Source organism: Pseudorhodoferax aquiterrae (assembly GCF_014652235.1).
In the GTDB taxonomy this organism is placed as follows: Bacteria; Pseudomonadota; Gammaproteobacteria; order Burkholderiales; family Burkholderiaceae_C; genus Pseudorhodoferax; species Pseudorhodoferax aquiterrae.
Map to the genome: position 1 here is coordinate 376,160 of NZ_BMYK01000002.1, position 20,813 is coordinate 396,972.

Consider the following 20,813-nt stretch of genomic DNA (forward strand, 5'->3'; position numbering starts at 1 on the left):
CGCCCGCTAAAGCTAGCCGGACTGTTCAATCGTGCATCACGCTTTCGCGAATGCAACACCCCTGTGTGATTGCGGTGGCGGCTTCGGCGCCTCGGGCTTGTCGACGCGCACGTCATCGTGCATGTCCACGCGCAGCGAGGCGCTGCGGCCGGTGCGGTTCTGCATCGTCACGACGATGCGGCCACCGTCGAACGACAGCTGTTCGCCGATGGCGATGTGCCGGTGCAGCGTGGTCATGCCAGGTAGCGCTCCTGTTGGTCTGGTGTGAGGCGTGCCAGCGCGCGCTCAAGCTCGGCGCCGTCCAGGTTCTCCAGGTGGGCGAACTCGTTGCTGATCGTGGCGTCCGCGGCAACCGGAACACTGGCCAGGGTGGGCGGCAGCGTGGAGCGGTCGACGGGCGCGCGCGGCTTTGTCTGCGCTGCGGGAGCAGAGGCAGGCGGAGTTGCGGGCGCAAGCACGGCGGCCGGAGCAGCAGCGGTCTTGCCGTGTCGACGCAGCACGTACTCGCTCGCTTCCTTCAGTGCCTCGCGCGACGCAGCCAGGTCGCCCGGACGGTCGGACAGGCCGCGCGCACCAGCCTCGCCAGCGAACATGCGGATTGCCCGGTCGAACTCGGCCTGGATGGCGCCGTCGTTGGCCTTGAGGTCCAGGCCGGCCGACGCCAGGCCGCGCTGCGCGGTGCGGAGCTCCTTGTTGTAGTCCCCGATCATCGAATCCATGCGCATCTGGTCGCGCGCCTGATCGCTGGCCTCGGCCCGCACAAGCCCGTCGAGCGCGTCTTGCACGCGGTCCTCGACGGCTTGGTACTCCTCCTGCGTGATCTCGCCGGCCAGCAGCTTCGACATGGCGCCCGACTTCTCGGCGCGCAGGGCTTTGCGCTGGTCGGCGACGTCGTCGGGGGTGGAACGCTGCGGCTGCGGAGCTGGGATCGGCTCGTCATCCGGCTCCGGCTGAGCCGGCGCGGGCGCGGGCGCCTGCTCGGGTGCGGGTGCCGCGGCCGGCGGCTCGGCTGGCGCAGGCTCTGCAGCTGAAGCAGGTGCAGCAGCGGGAGGATCGGCCTCTTCATCGGGGTCGTCGGTCGCGGCCGGCGCGGCGGCAGGCGCTGGCGCAGGGGCCGGTGCGACTTCTGGCTCGCCACCGCCCGTGCCCAGTTCGCGCACCAGATCCTCGTCGTTCTCGTCGGCCGCCAGCAGGGCCTCGCGCTCCACGGCGCTCAGGCCGCGCAGGTGTTCTTCGGAAATCGTCATCGATTGTTCTCCAGGGTTGGGAAGGGTGCGGCCTCGACGGGCTCGGGTTGCGGGGATTCGGGGATGGCGGGCAGCGGCGGCTCGGCGGGGCCCTGCGGATCAACCACAGGCACGTCGCCTTCGTGCATGTCGACGAAGCCGGAGGACTTGGCGATCTCGTCGGCAGCCGGCGCGACGCCGGGGTTCATGGCCACGATTTGGGCGGCCTGCATGGCCTGCAGCAGCGTCTCGCAGCGCTTGAGCACCGCGCCGACATCCATCTCTGCCATCTTGGCCTTGGTCATCGCGATGTCGGCCTGCAGCTTCTCCAGGTTCGCCTTGGCGGTCCCGGTCACGATCTGCTCCTGCTCCAGCTGCTTGGCAGCGGCGGCTTGCTCGGCCTGCTGCTCCTCTGGCGTCGGCGGCTTGCTGGGATCGCGCTGGCCGTTGAGCTTGCGGATGCGGGCGACCCACTCCTCCTTGTCCTTGAGCTCGGCCGTCTCGACGACCAGGTCCAGGACCGACACGACCACCTGCGGCGCGAAGGTCGCAATCTTGCCCAGCAACTCGAACATGTTGTCGAGCGCAGCCTGGGCCAGGCTCGCCCGGTAGTCCTGCGTGTCGACGATGAAGTCGGCCTCGCGCGCGGTGATGTCGTTGATGATGGCGCCGGTTGCCGGGTCGAGCTTGTTGATCTCCAGCCACTCGATGGGCTTGCGTTCACCAGCGATGCGGATGGCCTTCTGCTCGGTCCAGAATTGCTCGATGTGCGACAAGCGCAGGCGGCCGGCCTGGCGGATGGCGAGCAGCAGGTTGTCGAACAGTTCCGAGGTGGTGAGGCTGCCCTGGTCCTGCTTGAGGCCGATGGCCTTGCCGCTCTGGGCCGAGGTGTCTCGGCCCAGGTTCTCGTTCGTGACGCCGCCGGCGTTGCGAAGCAGCTGGCTGTCTTGCGCGGCAAGCTCGGCGTTGGCCTGGAAGTCGGCCATGTTCTTCTCGAAGGTCAGCGCCTTGTTGGCCTTCTTGATGATGATCCCATCGGGGCGGGCAGCCTCCTGGCGCGTCTCCTCGGGATCGTCGACCGCGCCCTCGTCCATCACGATGCGGTTCACGCTCAGCGCGTACAGCGCCTTGCTGCGGCGCTTGTTGAGGTCGTCCTGGATGTCCCGCATACCGCGCATCGCGCCGTAGGCCAGGCCGTCGCGGGCCCGGCGGTAGCCGAAGATCGGCACCAGCAGGAACCGGCCATGTCGCATCGGGCTGGCCATGTCCAGGCACGGCGCCTCCCGCGTGGCGATCATGAGGCGCATGCGAAACTTGACGGCCTCGTAGGTGCGCAGGCCTGCCCCCGCGAGCTGGGCCTGCATCGGGTCGGCCGGGTTCACCACACGGCCGGCCAGTGGGCCCTCGGCGTAGACTGGCACGCGCTCGGGCACCTTGTACCAGCACTCGTTCAGCTCGACGCTGCGGCGCGTGCTGTTGTCCCGGTAGCCCTCGCGGCTCATGTACGCCGCCCGCGCGCCGAAGACGCTGTGCGCGCTGGTCCATTCCGTCTCGCTGGCCCCAGTCAGCTTCTCGCCGAGATACCAGATGTCGTCGCCGAGATCCTGGTCCTCGTGCCGGCCCGCCATGTTGCGCAGGTGCGCAGCGCTGTCGGGCAGCAGCATCGTCGCGTAGTCCAGGTCGATCACCCGGCGACGGAACAGGTAGCGCGCATCGACGTTGTAGTCGATGTTCCGGCTGTGGCTGTCGCGGTAGACGTTGCGCCAGTCCTCCATGCCCGAGTAGATGATCTCCTGCTCGGGGTCGCGGTTGACGCCCTCCTCCAGCCAGGACAGGCCGGCCGTGGCCGCCTGCTTGAAGGCCTTGGAGCGGTGCCACTGCGTGAGGTTGACATCGTCGGTGTACTTCACCAGCTTGGTCTTGAGCTCGGCGCCCTGCTCGTCGTCGGGCTCACGCGGCAGGATCTTGTAGTCCTTGCGCATGCGCTTCTCGGTGCCGGCGATCCAGTCGATGGTCTGCCTGGACTCGTTGAAGACCAGCGGCGCCTGCCCGCGCTCCATCAAGATGCGTGCGTCCTCGGGACGCCACTGCAGGTGGTCGTAGTAGTCCTCGTCGATCTGCATCTGCAGCCGCTCTTCGGCCTGGCGCTCTGCCTCGTACTCCAGCAGGCTCATCAGCGTGGAGTGGCGGTGGCGGACCAGTTCCCCTTCGCTGGCCTCCCCGGCCTTCTCGGGCGCGTTGAGCGCTTCCGGGGATGGCCGGTTCGGGTCGTTGGGATGGTCGGCCAGCAGCCGGTCGCGGACTTCGAACATCAGATCACCTCGCTGTGCAGATCGCGCCCGGCCGCGCGCGCCGTGACCTCGACGCCGAGCCGGTGCTTGCGCACTTCAAGCGCGCTGGGCTGCTCGCTGGGCATGTCGATGAGGTCGGGAATGCCCTCGCAGATCACGTCCAGCATGCGGCTGATGGCCGAGCGGTCATTCATGTCGAAGCCCAGCGTCTCGGCGGCCAGGGCCGAGGACTTGAGCAGCTGGGGCGTGGGGTTGCCCTTGTTGTCGACGTAGGCGTATGCGTTGCGCTGCGGGATCGTGTAGGCGCCTGTTTCCATGCGGCGGAAGGCCGGGAACAGGACCATGCAGGGCTCGGGCTCGCCGTCGGCGGTGTGGTCGCCCGAGGCGCGCAGGTCGAGCCACTGGTAGGAGCAGACGACGTCGCCAATGACGCGCTGGCGCCAGGCGCGCTCGCCGCCGAGCTCGACCATGGGGGTGCCGCTGGGGCCGAGGATGGATGTCATTGGTCGTGCCTGGAGGGTTCGGAGACCATGTGAAAGACGTCGACCGTCACCACGCGAGCGGCGAAGTCGTGGCTGTGCGTGATCGCCCGACCGTTGGGAATGCTCCCGCTCTTGAAGTCCAGCCGGTTGACCAACTCGGCCAACGCATCGTTGACGTCGGGGGCGACGACGGACTGGTCAGAGACGCCGTGCACATCGACCTCGATGCGAAGCTTGAAGACGCGGCCGCCTTTCACGACTTGGCCCCCTCGTGCAGGCGCTGGCGCAGGAGGTAGCCTTCGAGGGGCCAGATCTTCGCGACGGCGTTCTCGCGGGCGATGCGCCGGCCGATCTCGGCGTTGAAGTTCTCGGGAGATGCGCAGGCGGACTCGCCGGTGACGGTGAAGCCGTTGCGCAGGACCAGGACGCAGAAGGTCAGGAGGCCGAGCGGGCCGTCTTTGTCGGGCTGGCCCTCCGCAGGCTTCGGGTTGGCCGGGTCGCTGTCGCCCCAGTAGGCCAGTTGAGCGCCTTCCCATGCGGTGAAGTAGTGCTCGCTGGCGATGACGCTGGCCAGCCGCTCCTCGTTCACGCGCGGCGCGACTGCGGCGCCGGCCGCGACGATATCGGCCTCGGCGACGGGCCGTCCCAGGTTCTCCAACGGGACGCCTGCGGCCTGGCGGATGGCCTCGGCGTCCAGGTCGCGCACCTCGATTTCCCCCTCGTAGGTCGCGACCTTTGCGTCCTGCGTGTCCCCGGCCACATGACCGCGAAAGGGCTTGCTGCCGGGCGTCTCGAATGCCTCGAATGCGCTACCACGCAGGGAGCGAAGCGCCCAGTCAATGGCGGCCTCACGCGCCTTCGGCTCCGTCGCATCGACGGTGAACTTGATGGTGATCTCGGATTTCACGCGGTCCTCCACGAGGTTGTGCGCGACGTGCGCGCGGTTTGGGATTTCGGGGCGACGTAGCCCTGGCCGTACTGCCGGAAGGCGTCGGCGGCTTCGCTGTGCTCGTTGTGGAGCGGCTGCTGGCTCCAGCAGCCTTGGCTCTCGTTCCACTTCTTGCGGTACGCGGCGAGGTGGGCCAAGCCGGCCTTGCAGTTCTCTTCGTCGAACCAGGAGCTGCTGAATGCGGCTCGGGTCTTCTGGATGCCGTGGTTGATGTCGTCCACGACGGGCACGATCTCCCAGCGGCCGCCCAGCTTGAGCGCTTCGAGCTCCTCAATGGGGGCGGCGACCTTCTGGCCCTGCTGGCGCTGGTGCGCAGCGTCGTGCGGCAGGTAGTGCGTGCCCCAGACATAGCCGCGCTTCTGGAGTTCCGCGACGTAGTGGCTGTAGGACTCACCCCAGCCTTCGATGAACCCGATGAAGCGGTTTTCCAGGCCAACGCGCTGGTGCAGCCAGATCGCGGTGCCGTCGCTGCTGCCGATGTCCCAGAAGGTGTTCACCGGCACGCCTTCCTGGTACGGCACGCGCGTGATCCGGCGCTGCTTGCGCGCGGCAGTGAATTGCTTGGCGTAGTAGGTGCCCTGCGTGGAGACCTGGAACGCCTCGTCGGGCGTGCTCGGGTACTCCTGCCACATGCTCTCCTCCTCGCCGGAGAAGTCGGCATCGCGGGTGGCGACGTACCAATTGCGCTGGGCCTGGTCCAGGGTGATCTTCATCACGGCCTCGACCTCGGCGAAGTACTCGCGGTCGGCTTCGGTGATGAGGACGTTGGCGCCCTCCATGCGGTAGCCGGGCTCCTGCCACCACGGGAAGAAGTGGAACCGGTAGTCGCGCGGCGTCAGCTCCTTGCCCGACTCGTGCAACGCCTGGGCACGCTGGGAAAGCTTGAAGAAGTCGCCCTCGCGTCCCTCGGCCGTGGATTCGATGATGGCGATCCCGTCCAGCGGCACAGCCGGCAGCGACCCGGTGATGACTTCTTTGGCCTTGTCCGGGAACTTGGCGCAGATCTTCCCGAACTCTGAGACGTGCAGGCGGTGGATCGTGCCCGACCGCATGCTCGTGGCGACGCGGATGCTGGAGTTGTTCGAGAACAGCAACTCTGCCGCGCTATCCCTTGCCAGTGGGCGCGCGTCGCGGATCTCGGGCGGCAGGTTCTGGTACGCCAGCTTCACCTTGTCGCGGAAGATGGCCTCGGCGGCCTCGCGGTCCTGGGCGATGATCCCGCAGCGCTGGTCCGCGTTGAACAGCGCGTGATCCAGGAACAGGATGGCCACCAGCGTGGTGAACCCGAGCTGGCGGGCCTTCAGGATGATGTTGCGGTGCCAGAGGCGCGACAGCAGCCGGCGCTGAGCGCGGTTCGGGCGGAACGGCACCGTCGTGCCATCGCCCACGTCCGACTTCAGCATGATCTTGTAGAGGTAGCCGGAGCACAGGCGCCACATCGGATCGGCCAGGCACATGGCCAACTCGTCCGGGTTTGTCGGCACCATGTCGTAGTGCACCGACACGCTACTCATGCCCAGGCTCCTTCACGACGGGAACACTGGAGCGGCCCATGCCGGCCAGCAGCTGCGCGATGGGATCGACCTTTTGGGCGTTGTCCCGCTCGAACAGGCCCAGGTGCTTCATCAGCCGGTCCAGGTTCGCGCCCTTGTCGGCCAGCTTGTACTTCTTGACGACCGCGCGCTCGGCGCCCTCGCCTGTGCCAAGCCGGACCTCCTGCACGTCGAGGCCAGCGAGCGCTGCAGCGGTGTCGTCGTCGAGCTGATGGATCGGGAGCGGCACGCCGTCCGCGTCGAACAGCTTGCGCGGATCGAACAGCGCGAGCCTGGCCACCTCCTTGAGCACGCGATGCGCATCGACGCCGACGCGCTCGGCCCGCTCATGTTTCCTCTGCGCGATGAGGGCGGCAACCTTGGGATTTCCTGTGAGCCTGCAGCCCTCGGCACTGGCCGTGGAGAGCGACACGCCCGGATTCGCGCGCAAGTAGGCCTGCGTCGCGTTCAGATCGATCAGGTACTCATCGACGAATCGCTGCGCGCTTGGGGAGAGGTCTTGCTCGGGCTCGACCGGTGCTGCGCGCCACCCCCCGCGCTTTGCGGGCTCTGGCTTGGGCTGCGGGGTCTTCTTGGGCGCTACCGCCTTCTTCGCGGCGGGCTTCTTCGGAGTCGGCTTGGCGCTGGGCTTCGTGGCCTTGGTGGCGTTTTCAGCGGGCGACGGGCTCTTGCGCGGCAATGAAAGGGCCCGCCAGCGCTAGGCCGGCGGGCAAAGTGCGCGGATGACACGCACGGGAGGAGACAACTGCGGAACGGCGCGTATGGAAATTTATTTGGGGCGGTTGCGCAAGGGGGGTGCGCGCCTGAAAGAGAAAGGCCCGCCGATCTTGCGAAGGGCGGGCCGGCGGTGCTGCTGGCTCACATGGGGCAGTGGCTTCTTGGACCTTAGGAGATGGATGCATGCACACGACGGCGCCAACCCGTCGCACCTTCAGCACCGTCAGCGATTCTGCGGATGCTCGATCGCAATGCAATAGGGGTGCAGATTCCTGGACGCTATGCTTTTCGGATGGACAAGAAACAGGAATCACCTACCCTGCCCAAGGACGGCCGCTTCGGCGTCGGGATCGCCTTCACGGTTGCCTGGGTCGGGATGATCGTGCTGTACATGGTCTTCAACCTCGACAAGATGGCGGCCCTTGAGCCTAACGCGTTCGGGGACTTCTTGGCGGGCGCCTTCGGGCCAGTCGCCCTCCTTTGGTTGGTGCTGGGGTACATGCAGCAAGGCGAAGAGCTGCAACAGAACACAGAGGCGCTACGCCTCCAGGCCGCCGAACTCAAGGCGTCGGTCGAAGAACAGCGGAACATGGTCAGAACAGCGAACCTGCAGATCGAATCGGATGCGCAGGCGCGTCGAGCAGCGCTCGAAGATCTTCGCCGGCTGGCGCGCCCCATCCTCCGCGTAAGAGTCGCCATCGAAAACGTGGCAGAGGATGAGTTTGACCCCGAGCGCCTCATGTGGCTCATAAATATCAGCAGCCACGGGTCCAGATGCCGCGGCGTATCAGCCCAATTGAAGTTTCAGCGCGAGAACATCCTCATTCCAGTGCAGCTCGATCAGCATGCGGAAGATGGATGGAATGGCGTGATAGAGATTGGGGAAAATCCAATCCCGCATTCGATTTATATACAGTGCACGACATCCCGGAATGAAATTGAGCACCAGGTCTACAACCTACTGCGCCAGGGCGATCATGGATGGGAGTCTGCGGAAATTCCCGTGCGCGTCATAACCGACGCCATTACCTATCCTGACAGAGACAGGCCGGCGGCGGCACCCTGAGCGCGCATTCCATTTGCCCTCGCTACGCGCCACTGCATGTATTCCGCGGCCAACTCTGCCTGACTGTGCACCCGTAGGTCTGGCCGGCCGTGCCAGGTCACCACCAGGGCGTGATAGCGCTTCGGGATGACGTGCTTGCGGCCGGATGGGTCGGTGAAGATGCAGACGCCTTTCCAGGCGAGGTCGCCGAGGGTGCGCATCAGGACGCCCCGCTGACAGGGTAGGAACGGGTCCGCTGCAGCGCCGTCCACCGCATCCCCTCCTGCACCACCTCGACAGGCCATACATCCAGAATCGGTTCACCGTCCAAGTACCACGTCGTGACCGCGGAACATAGACGGGTCAGCCGCCCCTCCAGGTCCTCTATACGCGCAACCGGGCCGATCCTCTCCTCGATGGCCGCGAGGATCTTGGCGTCACTCTGCCGTGCCAGGTCCGCGCCGGCCCTCTGGATGAAGTCTGCTCTCGAATCTGTCACGGAATCTCCGGCACAGGAAGGTCTTTCGGCCACAGGCCGAGGGTCAGGATCTGGCGCTGCGTGTCGCGCGCCCAGGCGGTCTCGAGGGTGCGGCGCACTTCCTTGGGGTACAGCGCCCCCTGGTCCAGCATGGAGTGGCATCCGCGCTTGTCCGGGCGGTCTGAGCAGAGCGGGAACAGCTCCAGGTCTGATGCCTTGAGGGCCATGCCCTTGCCCTGCGAGCCATGCGCGGCCTGGCTGTAGCCGGCGATCCCGCAGCAACGGCAGGGCAGCAGCGCCACGACACGCCGGTAGGCTTCGCTGCGCACGATCTCGGCCTTCGGCGCCGGCGCGAGGTCGGCCGGGCCCATGCTGGCCGCCCTGCCCTGCGTGGCCAGGAGCGCGCCGCGGCGGGCTGCCTTCTCGGCGATGCGCCGCTCGGCCACTTGGCGGGCGCGGTCGGCCTGGCGCTTGGGGTTGAACGAGCGGAGCATCAGCGCGCCTCCATCCCCTGCCAGGACTTCGGCGCCTTAAAGCGCACGCCGTGGTCGATGCCGAAGGCGTTGAGCCACTCGATGAAGCCGGAGGCCAGGCGTACGCTCAGGTTGCGGGTCTGGTTGCCGAGCAGCACCGTTTCGCCGCGCAGCCCGCGCCCGATGCGCAGGTCGCCCAGCTTGCGCCACTCGTCCGCGAAGTCGGGATCGTTGAGGGTGTCGATCCGGAAAGCGCTCAGCAGAATGCGCTTGGCGTCGTCCTCGTCGGCCAGCTCGCCACCGATGTGCTTCGAGATGTCGGCGATGAGCGCGTGGAAGTGAGCGTTCTGGCCGTCGCGCCGCGTCTCGTCCTTGACCGTGAGCAGCTTGCGACGGCCGGCGGCGATGTCTTCCTTGATCTCGCGCCAGAGCGCGGCCAGCGCCTTGTGCGCTTGCACAGGCTCGGCCAGGGTGATAGTTTGCTTCATGCTGCCTCCGGCAGTGCGCGCAGCGCCGCCGCCTCGTGCACAGGCATCTCCAGCCCGTAGGCCAGCCCGACCTCGATCGATGCGCCGCGGGAGCGCTGCCAGCCAGGGAGGGTGGCGACGCCATCGCAGGTCACCAGCTGGGCGATGTCGGCGCGCATGGCCGCGTGCCAGCAGCCAGCCGGCTCGGCCTTGATCTCGGCCGGGTTGACCACGTCGAAACCCAGCGCGCGCAGGCGGGCCGCCTCGGCATGGAAGGCCGGAAAATTCATCTCGGGATGGCCGGACATCGGCCCGGCGATGTAGACCCGCTTCATGCGGCCGCCTCGAAAAGGTCCAGCGTCTGGGTGTCCGGCCTCGGCCGGCCGGCCCTGGGTACGTGCTGGCTGTTGACCCACAGGGAGCCGAATCGCTTGCGGGCCTTGGCCATGAGGCCGTGGCGGCGCGCGCAGGTCGGGCCGACGGGCAGCTGGCCGATGAACATGGCCGCCTTGTCCAGGCAACGGCCGCAGAGTGCACAGCGCATCAAGCCACCTCCAGTTCAACGGCCCATTCCTTGGGCGCCCCGCGCCGTTGCGCGTACTTCCAAACGATCGACGGGTCGGCGTCGTCACGGCCGAGCCAGGCGGCCACCTGGTCCCGTACCGCCTTGAGGCTGCCGGGCAGGTTGTCGTCGTCCATGGGGCGCGTGCCGGGCGACACGCGGCGCAGCAGGACCGTGACGGCGCCGGCCGGGGCGGCGTGCGGGCGCATGGCCCAGGCGGTGGTGGTGCGCTCGCCCTTCACACGCTTGGCGCGCGTACGCCAGTGCTCGCGGCCATTCAGGCCGGCACCGGTGCGCAGCGGGATGGAGACGCGGATCATGCGGGCGCTCCTTCCTCGGCTTGCTGTGTGGCCTTCTTCGTCCGCGCCTCGGCCAGCGCGGCGTCCAGCAGCTCGGGCAGGCGGGCGTAGCGGGACTCGTCGGTCTCAGCGTACCAGCGCGCCTGGCGGCGTATTTCGGCCACGTCGCAGCCGCCGCGAAAGTTGGCGCACAGGTGGTCGAGCATCAAGCGCTCGTCGTCGGTAGGCGCGCTCATCGGCTGCTCGCGGAGATCAGGCCGGAGAACATACCGAGCGCCGCGAAGGACTTGAGTTCGCCACGCTTGACCCTGCACACCGTCGACGTTCCGATCCCGTGCGCCGCCGCAATATCTCGGTACGGCCCCTCGGCCTGCTGAACTGCCAGCAGTGTTTCGGCGGTCAGCCTTGACCGACGGCGCCAGATCGCACGGTTGGCCAGGACGTAGCTCAGCTTGCCCTTGCGGGAGCCCGTGTCGCGCACCCAGGCGCCGTGCTCGACCGATGTACCGGTGCGAATGTGAGCAGGGTTCAGGCAGGCCGGCTCGCTGCAGGTGACCCAGACGCGGACGCCGGGCGCGATGGCCCGTCCGGTCTGCATGTGCACGACGGCGCGCATGCCGGACTGGACACGCATCTCGCCGTTGGCAACCGTGTAGTCCGGGGCATAGAGTTTGGCCCGGCCGCGTGGACCGGTGGCGCCACGCCACAGCCAGTGGCCATCGCCGACGACGCAGCGCTGGCGGACTTCCTCGATGGTCTTCATGCCGGCAGCTCCATCGGCCGGCGCACGGCCAGCTGCGCCACGGACTTGAACGTGATGGCCGTCTTGCCCCCGGCGTTACCGCCTTGGTAGACCGCCGCGCAGCGATCCGCGTCGCCGATCAACGCCGGCTTCGGTGCTGGGAGGCCGCGCTTCTCGTACTCGAGATCGGGCGAGCGATCACCGACCAGGCGACGCGGGTACTCGAAGCGGCCCCGGCCGACGTAGGCCCGGTGCGCTTCGGTGAAGCGGTGCTGCATGAAGCCCAGCTCCTTGAGGTCGCAGCGGCACAGCTTGACCCAGCCGCCCAGGTCTTCCACGGCCGCATGGATCGCCGGATCGTCGAAGACCACATCGGTGTAGGAACCAACGGTCTGCATCGCCTCCAGCGTCTTGCCCCATGCCAGCGCAGCACGGTCGGTGGCGGTGCCCTGCAGCACGCGCACCACGTCGGAGACCTTCGGGGCGAACTTGCCGTGCTCGGGGTCCGTCGCATGGGCCTGAATCGCCTTGCGGATCTGGTCCAGGTCGAACGCCTCGCAGGCGTTCCACCACAGGTCCAGCACGAAGCGGCTGGCGTCCTGGCGGTAGTAGGCCAGCACGTCGGTCAGCAGTTGGGCGAAAGCCGGTCGCTCGGTCGTCTTCATCTCAGGCTCCTTCGGCCGCCCACGCGTCGGCCACGGTGCGGTTGCGCTGCTCGAGCGCCTCCTGCTTGTTGGGCGCGGCCTTCATGCCGGCCGGCGGCAGCGCAGCAGCTAGCCACTCCAGCGGCTGCAGGGCCTTGGTCTTGGCGCATTCGCGCAGCTTGTCGATCAGGGCGGCATCGCCATGCGCTTTGCGGAGCCCGCCGAGGAACGAGCGGGCGTTTTTGTCGGGGGTGCCGGCGTTCACCAGCATCGACAGCCCGTAGCCGAAGATGATCTCGTCGGGGGACATCGGCGGCTTGCCGCCAGGAGCGTTAGCTCCTGTATCTAATCCCTTCTCCTTCCCTTCTCCTTCTCTTGGACCCTGTCTCACGGTCTGTGACAGACCCTGTGACAGCATCTGTTGGAGCTTCCTGATCTCGTCTGTGATGCGCGCCTTGTCGTCGTCCGACTGAGCTTGTGCGAGATGCTTCTCGAGCGCTGCGATGCGCGCTTTTGCCGTCTTGAGACGCTGCTTGATCTTGGCCTCGATGGCCGTGTTCACACCTTCGGCAACGACCGGGTGGTAGAGCCGGCCGTCAGTGCACAGGACCCAGCCGCGCAGCGCGCCGTCGCGCAGCTTCTTCCAGGCCTTCAGGTCGCGCGCCAGCTCCGCCAGGCGGCAGAGTTCGATCTCGTTGTCCGGCAGGCTGCCCGCGGGCACTTGGTCCCAGGACTTGAGCCACAGCGTCACGCCCGCGCGCCATTCGCTGTCGGAGGCCTGCGCGTGGAAGGACGAGCCGAACAGGCGCGCACGGAAGAGCGGCGTGTGCGGGAAGTCGCGCAGGTCGCAGTCGGCCGGGGTCAGCGGCTCGGGGAGTTGGGCGGACACTACGAATCCTTCCGCGGCGCCAGCGCCCAGCAGCGCATGCGGTTGCGCATGAGGTCGCCACCTTCGTACTGCAGCACCGTGATGTGCCCGGCCTTCTGCAGCTCGTGAGTGCGGCGGTCGACCTGCACCACAGTCAGACCGGCAACCTCACCGATCTCGGCGGCGTTCGCGCCCAGTTGCTTTGCCGTGACTACCTTGATGGCGGCGAGGATCCGCTGGTACTGGTTCGGTGCGAACTCAGGCGCGCGCTCTGCCGCCAGGATGGACGACAGCGGGTCCGTGGCGCGGACGAGGTGGGCGGTGTTCACTCAAACCGCTCCATGCTGTTGATGGCCGACGCGAGTTGTTGAACGCTGGCGCGCTTGTCCTCGAGTACCTTCTTCGCCGTCTTGTGGGCAGCCTGCCAGTTTCGAGTGGCCTGCACGGAGGCTGAGGCGATGGATCGCGGAGCGCGGCGCAGCATTGCGTTGAGACGCGCACACAGGACTGCCTTCTCCTCGGCAACGGAATCCCGCTGGTTCCGGATGTCTTTGAAAGGCGTCAGGGGGGGGGTGTAGCCGAACAGGTCGGAGTTCATACGGTCTCCTCAGTCGTTGGTGCGCGGAAGACGGAAGGCGTCGCGCGCGACACCGACATGGCGCGCTCGTTGGGGGTAAGGGAAACGGTGCGCCGGCCAGCGGCGTCCAGGGCCAGCGTCCCAGGAAGCGAGATCGTCTTGGGCTGCGCGCGCGGCCCACGCTTGCGCGGCGGCGTGCTCGTGCGGCCGGACGGGACCAAGTAGGCCCAGCGGAACACGGGATGTGCGGAACGACGGGTGCCGTCGTCCCATGTCGCGGGGATGGCGAATGCGTGCTCAGACATGGCGCACCGCCCTCGCCCGCTGCAGCAGGAACTCGAGCCGCAAGTTGTACTCGCCCGGGCTCAGCTCGTTGTCCTGGTTGACCTCACGCACCACGGCCTCGGGCCGCAGTCCGTCCGTGATGCGGCGGACCTCGACGGTCTTGCCATTCCAGGGGAACTCGAAGCGCTTGTAGAGGTACTGCGACGCGCTCACAGGGCACCGCCCGTCTGGACGTTGTCAGACACCTGCCCGACCATTTCCAAGCGTCGTTCGTTGATCATGCGGACATGCTCTTTGCCAAGAACGTCCACGGTGACCAGGTGCTCGAGGTACTCGCTTTCACTGCGGAAGCCGTAGTGCAGGCGGCGGCGCAGCGCGCCCTCCTTGAGCTCCTCGGTGACGCGCGCCTCCATCTTGGCGCTCTTCTTGCCCCCGAAGATTCCGCGGGCGAAGCTGGTGAAGTTGTTGAACATGGGTGCTCCCGTGCTGGGCTGGAATCAGGCGGCCGCCGTGTCGATCTGCAAGTCGGCTTGACGGTCGGTGTAGGCCCGCAAGTAGCGCTCGTGCTGCGCGGTGCCGGCGGGGTATGGATTGGCGCTGTAGTGCGGCTCGCCGCGGTCAGCGGCTGCGCGCGCGAGGTCGTCGACCTCGGCCAGGGATAGTTGGGTCAGGGGGCGGATGTGCATGTCGATGGGACAGGGTTCAGGCATGTGGCGGGCTGGCTGCCGGCTTGGCTGTCAGAGGGCTGCGAGCGCCACAAGAACAAGGAACAGCAGGCCGGCGCGGACTGGGCGTCCGCTGGTAGCGCAGAACCAGCCCAGGAGGGCTGCGAGGGTCTGCGCGGCGCCGAGCAAGGCAGCGATGACCATCGGTCAGGCCTGGGCGTGGGTTTCGCTGGCGGAAGACCGCCGCTTTTTTGGAGCCCGAACGTTGGCCTGGCGCCGCGCGCGCTCGGTCAACGGCATGTCATCGATCCGCAAGCCAGGCAGCAGCGCTACGAAGCAGTCAGCCAGACCAAGCTCAATGTGCTTTCCGCCGTAGATGATCTGGTTGAGCAGCCCGCGAGTGGTGCCCGCAGATGCCGCCAGGGCGTCCTTCTCAGCTGGCGTCATCGCCAGGATTCGGCTTTTGAGGGTGTCCATAGCCGAGACGATACCCGCAGGTATCTTTCTCGTCAATACCTACAGGTCGTTTACCTGCAGGTAGCGCCTCGGCACCATGCCGGCATGGAAACCTACGAGCGCTATCAGGCGCTACTGCTGCTTCTTCGTAAGACGTTCAGCGGCAACAACTCGGCGCGCTTGGCCGAGCTCATCGATAAGGACGCCTCGTACGTTCGTCGCCTGTTTTATCCACGCTCCAAGGCCGGAGCCAAGGGGATCGGCCCGGATCTCCAGGCGGTCTGCATTCGCGCGTTCAATCTCCCGCGCGGCTTTTGGGAGATGAGCGAGGATGAGGCAGCCGCGGCCATTGGCGTGCAAACGGACGGGCCGGCACCTGCTCGCAACTTGTCGGACGCCGCAAGGGCGAGACCCAAACGGCTGTCAAGTGAATACGTCGCTGCATATGTTGAGGATGTGGGCCAATTGGTGGGCGAATTGGCTCAGAGCCTGAACGTCGAGCAACGCTCCGTCTTGCGGACGCTGCTCCGTGTGATGTTGAGCGACGCGGAAGGACTGCAAAAGCTTGACTTTCGTCAATTACTGCCGTTGCTTTCGGACAACTATCGCGCACCGGCCGCCGCCTTGCCGCTTGAGCCGTACGAAAGGCGACTCGATATCCAGAAACATTTGGATACCATCCCTCGCGAATCAGACGCTGAGGGAAAGAATCATGGGACAGATTCTGACGCTGGCGCCTTCGAGGAAGGCCGACCAGCTCGACGTAGTGGCAAAGCTTGAGCGCCTTCTTCTCAGAGCGCGGGCAGGGGAACTGGATGGCCTCATGTACATGACGCTGGATCGGACCGGCGCGAACGCCTGTGCAAGCGCCGGACGGTACGGGAGGGAGCCAAAGAATGGCCTCGTACCCGCGCTGCTCAGTGTGATCAGCTTGTGCGAGTCTGCTCCATGAGGGCCTTTTCAATTGCGGCCGCGGCGCTTGCTTTGTGCGCATGCACGACGGCAAGTGTCAGCCAACTCACTGCTCCAGACGGCAGGCGCCTGAACACCGTCAAGTGCAACGCGGACTCGGCCAAATGCCTCTCAGCAGCCGCTACGAGTTGTCCCGGCGACGGCTCCTATCGAGTCATCTCGAGCGCGAGCCGGTCCGGCGGCGCCATTGCAGACGTGTTGCCCGGGCCAATTACCTGGTACTACATGACGTACCTGTGCGGACCATCCGATGGGGTGATGCCGCAGTTTGCGTTCATTGGTCAACCGTATGTGCCGCCTCCGCTGCCTGTGGTCGTGACGCCTACGCCGATTTCGACGACTTGCAACATGGTGGGCACGCTCACGACCTGCCGCAGCCGATAGCCCGGCCAGGGATGTAGCCCTTTCGTCCACCATTTGGTGGAAGATCATCTCCCGCTCTTCTTACATTCCGCAACACACTTGCCCGCCACCCCGGCGGGCTGTGACGCCGGCATGAAAGGAAATCAGCATGAAGAAGAGAGTTGGCGCAGTACTGGGGATCGCGGCGTGGTGTGTTAGCGCGCAAGCCGCATACGTGGCATGGAACATCACAGGGTTCGCATTGGACTATGAAGATCGCTTGACACCATTTCATGCTTGGATCGGCATCGATACGCAATACCTGAAACAGACCGACCCAGGCAGCACGATAGGAATGTCAAATGTGGGAGCCACCTTCAGGTGGGGGGCCCGCGGAATCGGGGGGTGCGAGGGGTCAGGCTACGCGACCATGTCGACTACGGACGACTCATTTCACGTCTCCGGGACAGATTCGACCAACGACTGCTCGCTTTCCGTATCGGTCTGGGGGCCGGGCATCGGGCAGACGGGGCCATTCGATTCCATCTACGACAGCTGGGACCGCAAATTTTCCGCGTATACCTACATGCCTGGCATCCAGTACGTGGTGTATGGCGGCAGCCACAACCCGATCTTTTCGGCGGTCCAAGTCACTGCTGCGCACCAGAGCGTCCCCGAACCCTCCCCCGTCGGCCTTATTGGTGCTGGCCTGGCTGGACTGCTCTGGGTGCGCCGGCGCAAGGACGAGAGATAAATGCACGGCCCCGACGTCACGTCTTCCTGCAGCCATTTGCGCGTGAAATGGCAGTGCTGATAGAAGGCCAATCCTTCGATTCAAGGCCGGAATGGATCGACGGGAGGCACTACCTCCGATGCACCTTCAAGAACACGCCTTTGGTCTATGCCGGCGGCGAACTTCCCTCGTTCGAAAGTTGCACGCTCGACGGCGTTGGCTTTCAATTCGACGGTCCTGCCGGACGCACTCTTGAGATGATGAGAGTTCTGAACTCGCTTGGGGCGCCATTCGTTCAAGCCGCCTTCGACTTCATCCGGTCCCCGCATCCGAACGTCACAGGTAACAAGCATGCCCGGGACGAGTAGCGCCTCGCCGCCAGCCGGTTGGCCCGACATGGACGAAGCGATCGCCGCGAAAAACAACACACTCCGTGGGGAAGGCAGGATTCCGCTTTTCGTCCCGGGCGGCGGCCACAACGCCCCACCTCCAGGCCCTCCCCCTGGTCCTGGCGTGTTTAGCCCCCATAATGAACCCATGGAACCCCGCGTCTCGGCATTGGAAGCTCGACTAGACACCTTGGTGCCAAACTTGGCTACCAAGAGCGATCTTGCCGAGCTCAAGACCGACATGCACAAGGGGTTCAGCGAGATGACGAAGTGGATCGTCGGCAGTGCAGTCGCGGGAATGGCGGTCTTCATCACTGTCATGACATTTGTGTTGAACAACGCAGTTCCGAAGGTGCCGGCCGCCACGCCAGCCCAGCAGGCTCCAGTCATCATCAACTTGCCGGCCGCGCCTGCGCCCGTTGTTCCAACGCAGACGCCAAGCAAGTAGGCTCGGGCCATCTAACGCCAAGCCGCCTCAGGGCGGCTTTGCTCATTCGGCGAGCCGGTCCAGCGGGTGATCGTCTTCTTCCAGCCCCCCAAAAGGGAAGTCGGCAGCCGTAGGCGGCCTGATCTTCCGTAGCGCCGCATCCCCTGCCCGCTCGTCCTGAGCGCACAGCCAGGCCTGGGCGTGCCCATCCTCCTGGCCTTGCAGCAACAAGCAGCCATTGCTGACCCTGACCACCTCGGCGTGCAGCAACCTGGCCTGAACCCGCCCTACTCCGCGCATCTCGGCCATTCGCGCCGGGCCGTTGCCTGCGCCGAAGACCAAAGGAGCAAAGCAACGCCGGCGCTGGAAAAAAAAATATGCAAATAAATACCTTTGGGTATTTACAAACAAGATACCTATGGGTATCGTAGGACCCATCGCAGCGCACACCGCAGCGAACCGGCCAGATGGTCAACCGGCGTCGAAAAGATGGGAAGGGGGAGCCGAGGCGCAATTGCGCGGTAGGCGCTGATCCTGTGGAGCCATGAAGGTGCTGCCCCTGCACCGCAGAGGATGGGGCGTCGTGAGTTCTGGAGCCGGCTCGACCGGGAAGAGCCAGAACGAAATCCACAGCCTTGCGTGCAGGGCTGCGGTTTCTGAACACCCCGCTAGGCCGGACCAAGCCGGCCGCGCCCAGGGGCAAATGGGCGCGCCTTTCACCCCTGCGGCGGGGGCACTTGGATGCCGGTAGCGGCGCAGATAGTGATCTGCTTTCTGGCGGCCAGCAGCCAGAACCGAACACCTTCACCAGGCCCGCCACGCGCGGGCTTTTTTGCGGCCGCGCGCCGCTCACCCAGAACACAGGAGGCAGCCTTGGACAACAAGAGCACTGCTTTGCGCGGGCCGAGCCGCTACCGCGTGGTGGCCGTGCGCAGCTTGCGCCGAACCGAGAAAACACCAGCAGGCCAGCGCACCGAGGAGCGGGTGCAGAACATCTTCACGCTGGGCCCGTACCGGTGGAAGCTGCACGCCCGCCTCGTCGCCTGGCTCAACCGCTTCGACCGTGGCGGCTGGGTCCAGCGCTGCACGGTCGAGCAGACCGCAGAAGGAGCCGAGTGATGAGTCGCTACACCGACGACTTCAGGGCGCTCAACGCCATGCGCCGCGCCCAGGCCAAGCACGAAGCCGGGCCTCGCATTGATGCAGATGGCTTCACGATGGCCGACCACCTGCGGGAGCTCGAGCTGACTGTGGCCAACCTCAAGCGAGCGGTCAACGCCGGCGTGCCGGGCTCGATCGTCTTCGAAGGGGGCCAGGCAGTAGCACGCATCCGCGCGATCACATGCCTGGCCAGAGTGCAGGAGCTCCTGTCATGAGCACCCTGCCCCGCCCTTTGACCGCGCCGCAGATTACGTTCATCGAGCTGCAGCGCCGCAACCTGATGGAACAGCGCGCTGCCGAGTTCACGGCTGAGCAGTTCGCCAGTCGCGAGCCCATCGGCGCCGACCCGCGCGTCCTGGACTTCATGCGCCGACGCGGCGGCAGCTTCATCTCGCGCCTGGCTGAAGCCTGGCTGCGCGCAGACCCCATCAACAGCGCCAAGTTGTCCATGGCCTTCGCGGACCAGTACCGCGACTACGCCAAGCAGCTGGCCGCAGCAGGAGCACAGGCATGACGCCCTACAACACCGGCAAAGTGCAGATCGGCCGCTTCTACGCGCCGCCCGCCCGCACCCAGCAGAGCGACACCGAGCTGCAGCTGCAGCGCGCACTCATCGACCCGGGCTGCGCGCGCATGTGCCGCCAGGACAAGGCCATCACAGCGTTCTGCCTGGTCGTGCTGGCCGGCGTCATCGCAGCTGCCGTGGCGGGGTGGGTATGAACGCCTGCACCGCCAACGCCTGCGGGTCGGGCAAGCGCCCCTGTCCTTGCCCCGAGGCCTGCCAGATCCCCGAGCTTCCGCCAGTCAAGCAGTTCGACAAGGTCGACGACGCGGTGCTGATCTTCGCATTCGCTGCGCTGGTCGGCCTGCTGATCGCCCTGGTCGTGTTCATCGCCCGCAACCCGTACCTGTTCGCCAACCTCTTCTTCTGAGCGCACCATGGCCAAAGAAACCACAGACCTTGCCGTCCTGCCGCCCTTGGAATCGGTGCGGCAGGTTTTCACCACCGCGAAGGGCCTGGACCCCTACCTCGCGCACATCCGCGCCGAGCTGGACAAGTTCGAGGGCGACGTGTCCACCAAGAAGGGCCGCGATGCCATCGCCTCGATGGCCTACAAGGTCGCCAAGGGCAAGACGGCGCTGGACAACCTGGGCAAAGACTTGGTGGCCGAAATGAAGAAGGAGCCAGCCTTGGTCGATGCCGAGCGCAAGCGCATGCGCGACCTGCTGGACCTCTGGAAGGATGAGATCCGCCAGCCTCTGACCGACTGGGAGAAGGCCGAGGAGGCCCGCCAGCAGCGGCACCGCGACCGCATCGCCGAGATTCAGAACGCCGGCCGCGACCTCGACGGCTTCGACAGCGACATGCTGGCCCACCGGCTGGCTGAGGTCGAAGAGATCGTCGTCGACGAGAAGTACGAGGAGTTCACAGCCGAGGTCGCGATGGTCAAGGACCGCGCGATCACTGCGCTGCGCACGGCGCTGGCCGCCCGCGTCAAACACGAGAACGAGCAGGCTGAGCTCACCCGGTTGCGCCAAGAAGCCGCGGCGCGCGAGCAGAAGGATCGCGAGGAGCGCATCGCCCGCGAGGCTGCCGAGCGCGCCCAGCGAGAAGCGGCCGAAAAGGCCCAGGCCGAGCGCGATGCCGCGACCCGCCGCGAAGCCGAGGCCGCCGCAGCGGCCGAACGCCGCGAGTTGGAGCTGCGCCTGGCCCACGAGAAGGCTGAGCGCGAGAAGGCCGAAACCCTGCAGCGCCTGCAGGAAGCCAAGGCCGAGACCGAACGCCGCGCCCAGCAGGCCGTCGAGGAGGAGCGCCGCCGCGCTGCCGCAGCGAAGGCTGAGGAAGAAGAAGCCGCCCGCCGCCGCGAAGCCGACCGCACCCACAAGGCCCAAATCAACCGCGCCGCGCTCGACGCATTCGTCAAAGGCGGCCTGTCCGAGGAATGCGCGCGCACCGCGATCACGCTGATCGCCAAGCGCTCGATCCCCGCCATCTCCATCACCTACTGA

At 66.3% G+C, this 20,813-nt stretch carries 34 protein-coding genes; 11 read left to right on the plus strand and 23 right to left on the minus strand.

The genetic code is table 11. The features are described 5' to 3' along the window. Positions 1 to 36: 36 nt before the first annotated feature. The 8 genes from IE209_RS04345 to IE209_RS04380 are packed head-to-tail and all read right to left on the minus strand — an operon-like array spanning position 37 to position 7,180. On the minus strand, positions 37 to 237 hold the full coding sequence (locus IE209_RS04345) for a hypothetical protein (protein ID WP_189685737.1): 201 nt from the start codon (positions 235 to 237) through the stop codon (positions 37 to 39). Then, positions 234 to 1,247, minus strand: a complete 1,014-nt coding sequence (locus IE209_RS04350; RefSeq protein WP_189685738.1) for a hypothetical protein — start codon at positions 1,245 to 1,247, stop codon at positions 234 to 236. Before IE209_RS04350 ends, IE209_RS04345 begins: the two co-directional genes overlap by 4 nt. Further along, complete coding sequence (locus tag IE209_RS04355; RefSeq protein WP_229882681.1) at positions 1,244 to 3,538, minus strand: portal protein; 2,295 nt, start codon at positions 3,536 to 3,538, stop codon at positions 1,244 to 1,246. Before IE209_RS04355 ends, IE209_RS04350 begins: the two co-directional genes overlap by 4 nt. Beyond that, complete coding sequence (locus tag IE209_RS04360; protein ID WP_189685739.1) at positions 3,538 to 4,020, minus strand: hypothetical protein; 483 nt, start codon at positions 4,018 to 4,020, stop codon at positions 3,538 to 3,540. Before IE209_RS04360 ends, IE209_RS04355 begins: the two co-directional genes overlap by 1 nt. Further along, complete coding sequence (locus IE209_RS04365) at positions 4,017 to 4,256, minus strand: eukaryotic translation initiation factor 4E family protein (RefSeq protein ID WP_189685740.1); 240 nt, start codon at positions 4,254 to 4,256, stop codon at positions 4,017 to 4,019. Before IE209_RS04365 ends, IE209_RS04360 begins: the two co-directional genes overlap by 4 nt. Beyond that, on the minus strand, positions 4,253 to 4,906 hold the full coding sequence (locus IE209_RS33735) for a Gp49 family protein (RefSeq protein ID WP_229882682.1): 654 nt from the start codon (positions 4,904 to 4,906) through the stop codon (positions 4,253 to 4,255). Before IE209_RS33735 ends, IE209_RS04365 begins: the two co-directional genes overlap by 4 nt. Next, complete coding sequence (locus IE209_RS04375) at positions 4,903 to 6,453, minus strand: terminase (protein ID WP_189685741.1); 1,551 nt, start codon at positions 6,451 to 6,453, stop codon at positions 4,903 to 4,905. The genes IE209_RS33735 and IE209_RS04375 overlap by 4 nt, the downstream gene beginning before the upstream one ends. Position 6,454: 1 nt before the next feature. Next, on the minus strand, positions 6,455 to 7,180 hold the full coding sequence (locus tag IE209_RS04380) for a terminase small subunit (RefSeq protein ID WP_189685742.1): 726 nt from the start codon (positions 7,178 to 7,180) through the stop codon (positions 6,455 to 6,457). A gap of 330 nt (positions 7,181 to 7,510) precedes the next feature. Here IE209_RS04380 and IE209_RS04385 point away from each other — a divergent pair, with 330 nt between their 5' ends. Further along, the gene (locus IE209_RS04385) at positions 7,511 to 8,284 is read left to right on the plus strand and encodes a PilN family protein (RefSeq protein ID WP_189685743.1); all 774 of its coding nucleotides are present in this window, start codon (positions 7,511 to 7,513) and stop codon (positions 8,282 to 8,284) included. 474 nt (positions 8,285 to 8,758) lie between these two features. On the opposite strand, the gene IE209_RS04390 is transcribed toward IE209_RS04385, so the two are convergent. From IE209_RS04390 to IE209_RS04460, 15 genes are all read right to left on the minus strand, one after another. Continuing rightward, positions 8,759 to 9,235: a hypothetical protein gene (locus IE209_RS04390; RefSeq protein ID WP_189685744.1), complete on the minus strand. Its 477-nt coding sequence runs from the start codon at positions 9,233 to 9,235 to the stop codon at positions 8,759 to 8,761. Beyond that, positions 9,235 to 9,672 (minus strand): recombination protein NinB, encoded by a 438-nt coding sequence (locus tag IE209_RS04395; protein WP_229882683.1) that lies wholly within the window; start codon positions 9,670 to 9,672, stop codon positions 9,235 to 9,237. The genes IE209_RS04390 and IE209_RS04395 overlap by 1 nt, the downstream gene beginning before the upstream one ends. Before the next feature lie 26 nt (positions 9,673 to 9,698). Continuing rightward, positions 9,699 to 10,016 carry a DUF4406 domain-containing protein gene (locus IE209_RS04400; RefSeq protein WP_189685746.1) on the minus strand — a complete coding sequence of 106 codons (318 nt, stop codon included), beginning with the start codon at positions 10,014 to 10,016 and terminating at the stop codon, positions 9,699 to 9,701. Then, positions 10,013 to 10,225: a hypothetical protein gene (locus IE209_RS04405; RefSeq protein ID WP_189685747.1), complete on the minus strand. Its 213-nt coding sequence runs from the start codon at positions 10,223 to 10,225 to the stop codon at positions 10,013 to 10,015. The genes IE209_RS04400 and IE209_RS04405 overlap by 4 nt, the downstream gene beginning before the upstream one ends. Continuing rightward, positions 10,225 to 10,563 carry a hypothetical protein gene (locus IE209_RS04410; RefSeq protein WP_189685748.1) on the minus strand — a complete coding sequence of 113 codons (339 nt, stop codon included), beginning with the start codon at positions 10,561 to 10,563 and terminating at the stop codon, positions 10,225 to 10,227. The genes IE209_RS04405 and IE209_RS04410 overlap by 1 nt, the downstream gene beginning before the upstream one ends. Continuing rightward, on the minus strand, positions 10,560 to 10,778 hold the full coding sequence (locus IE209_RS04415) for a hypothetical protein (RefSeq protein WP_189685749.1): 219 nt from the start codon (positions 10,776 to 10,778) through the stop codon (positions 10,560 to 10,562). The genes IE209_RS04410 and IE209_RS04415 overlap by 4 nt, the downstream gene beginning before the upstream one ends. Further along, positions 10,775 to 11,305 (minus strand): hypothetical protein, encoded by a 531-nt coding sequence (locus tag IE209_RS04420; RefSeq protein WP_189685750.1) that lies wholly within the window; start codon positions 11,303 to 11,305, stop codon positions 10,775 to 10,777. The genes IE209_RS04415 and IE209_RS04420 overlap by 4 nt, the downstream gene beginning before the upstream one ends. Continuing rightward, positions 11,302 to 11,949, minus strand: coding sequence for a DUF6475 domain-containing protein (locus tag IE209_RS04425; RefSeq protein ID WP_189685751.1), 648 nt, complete (start codon positions 11,947 to 11,949; stop codon positions 11,302 to 11,304). The genes IE209_RS04420 and IE209_RS04425 overlap by 4 nt, the downstream gene beginning before the upstream one ends. Before the next feature lies 1 nt (position 11,950). After that, the gene (locus IE209_RS04430) at positions 11,951 to 12,817 is read right to left on the minus strand and encodes a DUF1376 domain-containing protein (protein WP_189685752.1); all 867 of its coding nucleotides are present in this window, start codon (positions 12,815 to 12,817) and stop codon (positions 11,951 to 11,953) included. Then, entirely contained in the window at positions 12,817 to 13,125 is a 309-nt protein-coding gene (locus IE209_RS04435; RefSeq protein ID WP_189685753.1) for a hypothetical protein, read from the minus strand. The genes IE209_RS04430 and IE209_RS04435 overlap by 1 nt, the downstream gene beginning before the upstream one ends. Next, positions 13,122 to 13,394: a hypothetical protein gene (locus IE209_RS04440; RefSeq protein ID WP_189685754.1), complete on the minus strand. Its 273-nt coding sequence runs from the start codon at positions 13,392 to 13,394 to the stop codon at positions 13,122 to 13,124. Before IE209_RS04440 ends, IE209_RS04435 begins: the two co-directional genes overlap by 4 nt. 276 nt (positions 13,395 to 13,670) lie before the next feature. Next, positions 13,671 to 13,871 carry a hypothetical protein gene (locus tag IE209_RS04445; RefSeq protein ID WP_189685755.1) on the minus strand — a complete coding sequence of 67 codons (201 nt, stop codon included), beginning with the start codon at positions 13,869 to 13,871 and terminating at the stop codon, positions 13,671 to 13,673. Further along, positions 13,868 to 14,131: a hypothetical protein gene (locus IE209_RS04450; protein WP_189685756.1), complete on the minus strand. Its 264-nt coding sequence runs from the start codon at positions 14,129 to 14,131 to the stop codon at positions 13,868 to 13,870. Before IE209_RS04450 ends, IE209_RS04445 begins: the two co-directional genes overlap by 4 nt. A gap of 24 nt (positions 14,132 to 14,155) precedes the next feature. After that, on the minus strand, positions 14,156 to 14,344 hold the full coding sequence (locus tag IE209_RS04455) for a hypothetical protein (protein ID WP_189685757.1): 189 nt from the start codon (positions 14,342 to 14,344) through the stop codon (positions 14,156 to 14,158). A 186-nt stretch (positions 14,345 to 14,530) separates the two neighbouring features. After that, positions 14,531 to 14,800: a hypothetical protein gene (locus IE209_RS04460; RefSeq protein WP_189685758.1), complete on the minus strand. Its 270-nt coding sequence runs from the start codon at positions 14,798 to 14,800 to the stop codon at positions 14,531 to 14,533. Positions 14,801 to 14,884: 84 nt separating this feature from the next. Between IE209_RS04460 and IE209_RS04465 the strand changes: the two genes are divergently transcribed. From IE209_RS04465 to IE209_RS04510, 10 genes are all read left to right on the plus strand, one after another. Further along, positions 14,885 to 15,559 (plus strand): hypothetical protein, encoded by a 675-nt coding sequence (locus IE209_RS04465; RefSeq protein WP_189685759.1) that lies wholly within the window; start codon positions 14,885 to 14,887, stop codon positions 15,557 to 15,559. 703 nt (positions 15,560 to 16,262) lie between these two features. Continuing rightward, positions 16,263 to 16,847 carry a PEP-CTERM sorting domain-containing protein gene (locus IE209_RS04470; RefSeq protein ID WP_189685760.1) on the plus strand — a complete coding sequence of 195 codons (585 nt, stop codon included), beginning with the start codon at positions 16,263 to 16,265 and terminating at the stop codon, positions 16,845 to 16,847. A 516-nt stretch (positions 16,848 to 17,363) separates the two neighbouring features. Beyond that, a complete protein-coding gene (locus tag IE209_RS04475; RefSeq protein WP_189685761.1) occupies positions 17,364 to 17,663 on the plus strand; it encodes a hypothetical protein in 300 nt (99 codons plus the stop codon). Between the two features lie 180 nt (positions 17,664 to 17,843). After that, positions 17,844 to 18,029, plus strand: coding sequence for a hypothetical protein (locus IE209_RS04480; RefSeq protein WP_189685762.1), 186 nt, complete (start codon positions 17,844 to 17,846; stop codon positions 18,027 to 18,029). 486 nt (positions 18,030 to 18,515) lie between these two features. Further along, positions 18,516 to 18,761, plus strand: coding sequence for a hypothetical protein (locus IE209_RS04485; RefSeq protein ID WP_189685763.1), 246 nt, complete (start codon positions 18,516 to 18,518; stop codon positions 18,759 to 18,761). Then, positions 18,761 to 19,018, plus strand: a complete 258-nt coding sequence (locus IE209_RS04490) for a hypothetical protein (protein WP_189685764.1) — start codon at positions 18,761 to 18,763, stop codon at positions 19,016 to 19,018. The genes IE209_RS04485 and IE209_RS04490 overlap by 1 nt, the downstream gene beginning before the upstream one ends. Continuing rightward, complete coding sequence (locus IE209_RS04495) at positions 19,015 to 19,317, plus strand: hypothetical protein (RefSeq protein ID WP_189685765.1); 303 nt, start codon at positions 19,015 to 19,017, stop codon at positions 19,315 to 19,317. Before IE209_RS04490 ends, IE209_RS04495 begins: the two co-directional genes overlap by 4 nt. Beyond that, positions 19,314 to 19,523: a hypothetical protein gene (locus IE209_RS04500; protein ID WP_189685766.1), complete on the plus strand. Its 210-nt coding sequence runs from the start codon at positions 19,314 to 19,316 to the stop codon at positions 19,521 to 19,523. Before IE209_RS04495 ends, IE209_RS04500 begins: the two co-directional genes overlap by 4 nt. After that, positions 19,520 to 19,735: a hypothetical protein gene (locus IE209_RS04505; protein ID WP_189685767.1), complete on the plus strand. Its 216-nt coding sequence runs from the start codon at positions 19,520 to 19,522 to the stop codon at positions 19,733 to 19,735. Before IE209_RS04500 ends, IE209_RS04505 begins: the two co-directional genes overlap by 4 nt. A gap of 7 nt (positions 19,736 to 19,742) precedes the next feature. Continuing rightward, the gene (locus IE209_RS04510; RefSeq protein ID WP_189685768.1) at positions 19,743 to 20,813 is read left to right on the plus strand and encodes a hypothetical protein; all 1,071 of its coding nucleotides are present in this window, start codon (positions 19,743 to 19,745) and stop codon (positions 20,811 to 20,813) included.

Excerpts from the sequence above, each read along its gene's own strand:
- IE209_RS04345 (WP_189685737.1), bottom strand. The coding sequence starts at position 237 with ATGACCACGCTGCACCGGCACATCGCCATCGGCGAACAGCTGTCGTTC.
- IE209_RS04350 (WP_189685738.1), bottom strand. The coding sequence starts at position 1,247 with ATGACGATTTCCGAAGAACACCTGCGCGGCCTGAGCGCCGTGGAGCGC.
- IE209_RS04355 (WP_229882681.1), bottom strand. The coding sequence starts at position 3,538 with ATGTTCGAAGTCCGCGACCGGCTGCTGGCCGACCATCCCAACGACCCG.
- IE209_RS04360 (WP_189685739.1), bottom strand. The coding sequence starts at position 4,020 with ATGACATCCATCCTCGGCCCCAGCGGCACCCCCATGGTCGAGCTCGGC.
- IE209_RS04385 (WP_189685743.1), top strand. The coding sequence starts at position 7,511 with ATGGACAAGAAACAGGAATCACCTACCCTGCCCAAGGACGGCCGCTTC.
- IE209_RS04390 (WP_189685744.1), bottom strand. The coding sequence starts at position 9,235 with ATGCTCCGCTCGTTCAACCCCAAGCGCCAGGCCGACCGCGCCCGCCAA.
- IE209_RS04400 (WP_189685746.1), bottom strand. The coding sequence starts at position 10,016 with ATGAAGCGGGTCTACATCGCCGGGCCGATGTCCGGCCATCCCGAGATG.
- IE209_RS04405 (WP_189685747.1), bottom strand. The coding sequence starts at position 10,225 with ATGCGCTGTGCACTCTGCGGCCGTTGCCTGGACAAGGCGGCCATGTTC.
- IE209_RS04410 (WP_189685748.1), bottom strand. The coding sequence starts at position 10,563 with ATGATCCGCGTCTCCATCCCGCTGCGCACCGGTGCCGGCCTGAATGGC.
- IE209_RS04415 (WP_189685749.1), bottom strand. The coding sequence starts at position 10,778 with ATGAGCGCGCCTACCGACGACGAGCGCTTGATGCTCGACCACCTGTGC.
- IE209_RS04420 (WP_189685750.1), bottom strand. The coding sequence starts at position 11,305 with ATGAAGACCATCGAGGAAGTCCGCCAGCGCTGCGTCGTCGGCGATGGC.
- IE209_RS04425 (WP_189685751.1), bottom strand. The coding sequence starts at position 11,949 with ATGAAGACGACCGAGCGACCGGCTTTCGCCCAACTGCTGACCGACGTG.
- IE209_RS04440 (WP_189685754.1), bottom strand. The coding sequence starts at position 13,394 with ATGAACTCCGACCTGTTCGGCTACACCCCCCCCCTGACGCCTTTCAAA.
- IE209_RS04450 (WP_189685756.1), bottom strand. The coding sequence starts at position 14,131 with ATGTTCAACAACTTCACCAGCTTCGCCCGCGGAATCTTCGGGGGCAAG.
- IE209_RS04455 (WP_189685757.1), bottom strand. The coding sequence starts at position 14,344 with ATGCACATCCGCCCCCTGACCCAACTATCCCTGGCCGAGGTCGACGAC.
- IE209_RS04460 (WP_189685758.1), bottom strand. The coding sequence starts at position 14,800 with ATGGACACCCTCAAAAGCCGAATCCTGGCGATGACGCCAGCTGAGAAG.
- IE209_RS04465 (WP_189685759.1), top strand. The coding sequence starts at position 14,885 with ATGGAAACCTACGAGCGCTATCAGGCGCTACTGCTGCTTCTTCGTAAG.
- IE209_RS04470 (WP_189685760.1), top strand. The coding sequence starts at position 16,263 with ATGAAGAAGAGAGTTGGCGCAGTACTGGGGATCGCGGCGTGGTGTGTT.
- IE209_RS04475 (WP_189685761.1), top strand. The coding sequence starts at position 17,364 with ATGGAACCCCGCGTCTCGGCATTGGAAGCTCGACTAGACACCTTGGTG.
- IE209_RS04490 (WP_189685764.1), top strand. The coding sequence starts at position 18,761 with ATGAGTCGCTACACCGACGACTTCAGGGCGCTCAACGCCATGCGCCGC.
- IE209_RS04495 (WP_189685765.1), top strand. The coding sequence starts at position 19,015 with ATGAGCACCCTGCCCCGCCCTTTGACCGCGCCGCAGATTACGTTCATC.
- IE209_RS04500 (WP_189685766.1), top strand. The coding sequence starts at position 19,314 with ATGACGCCCTACAACACCGGCAAAGTGCAGATCGGCCGCTTCTACGCG.
- IE209_RS04505 (WP_189685767.1), top strand. The coding sequence starts at position 19,520 with ATGAACGCCTGCACCGCCAACGCCTGCGGGTCGGGCAAGCGCCCCTGT.
- IE209_RS04510 (WP_189685768.1), top strand. The coding sequence starts at position 19,743 with ATGGCCAAAGAAACCACAGACCTTGCCGTCCTGCCGCCCTTGGAATCG.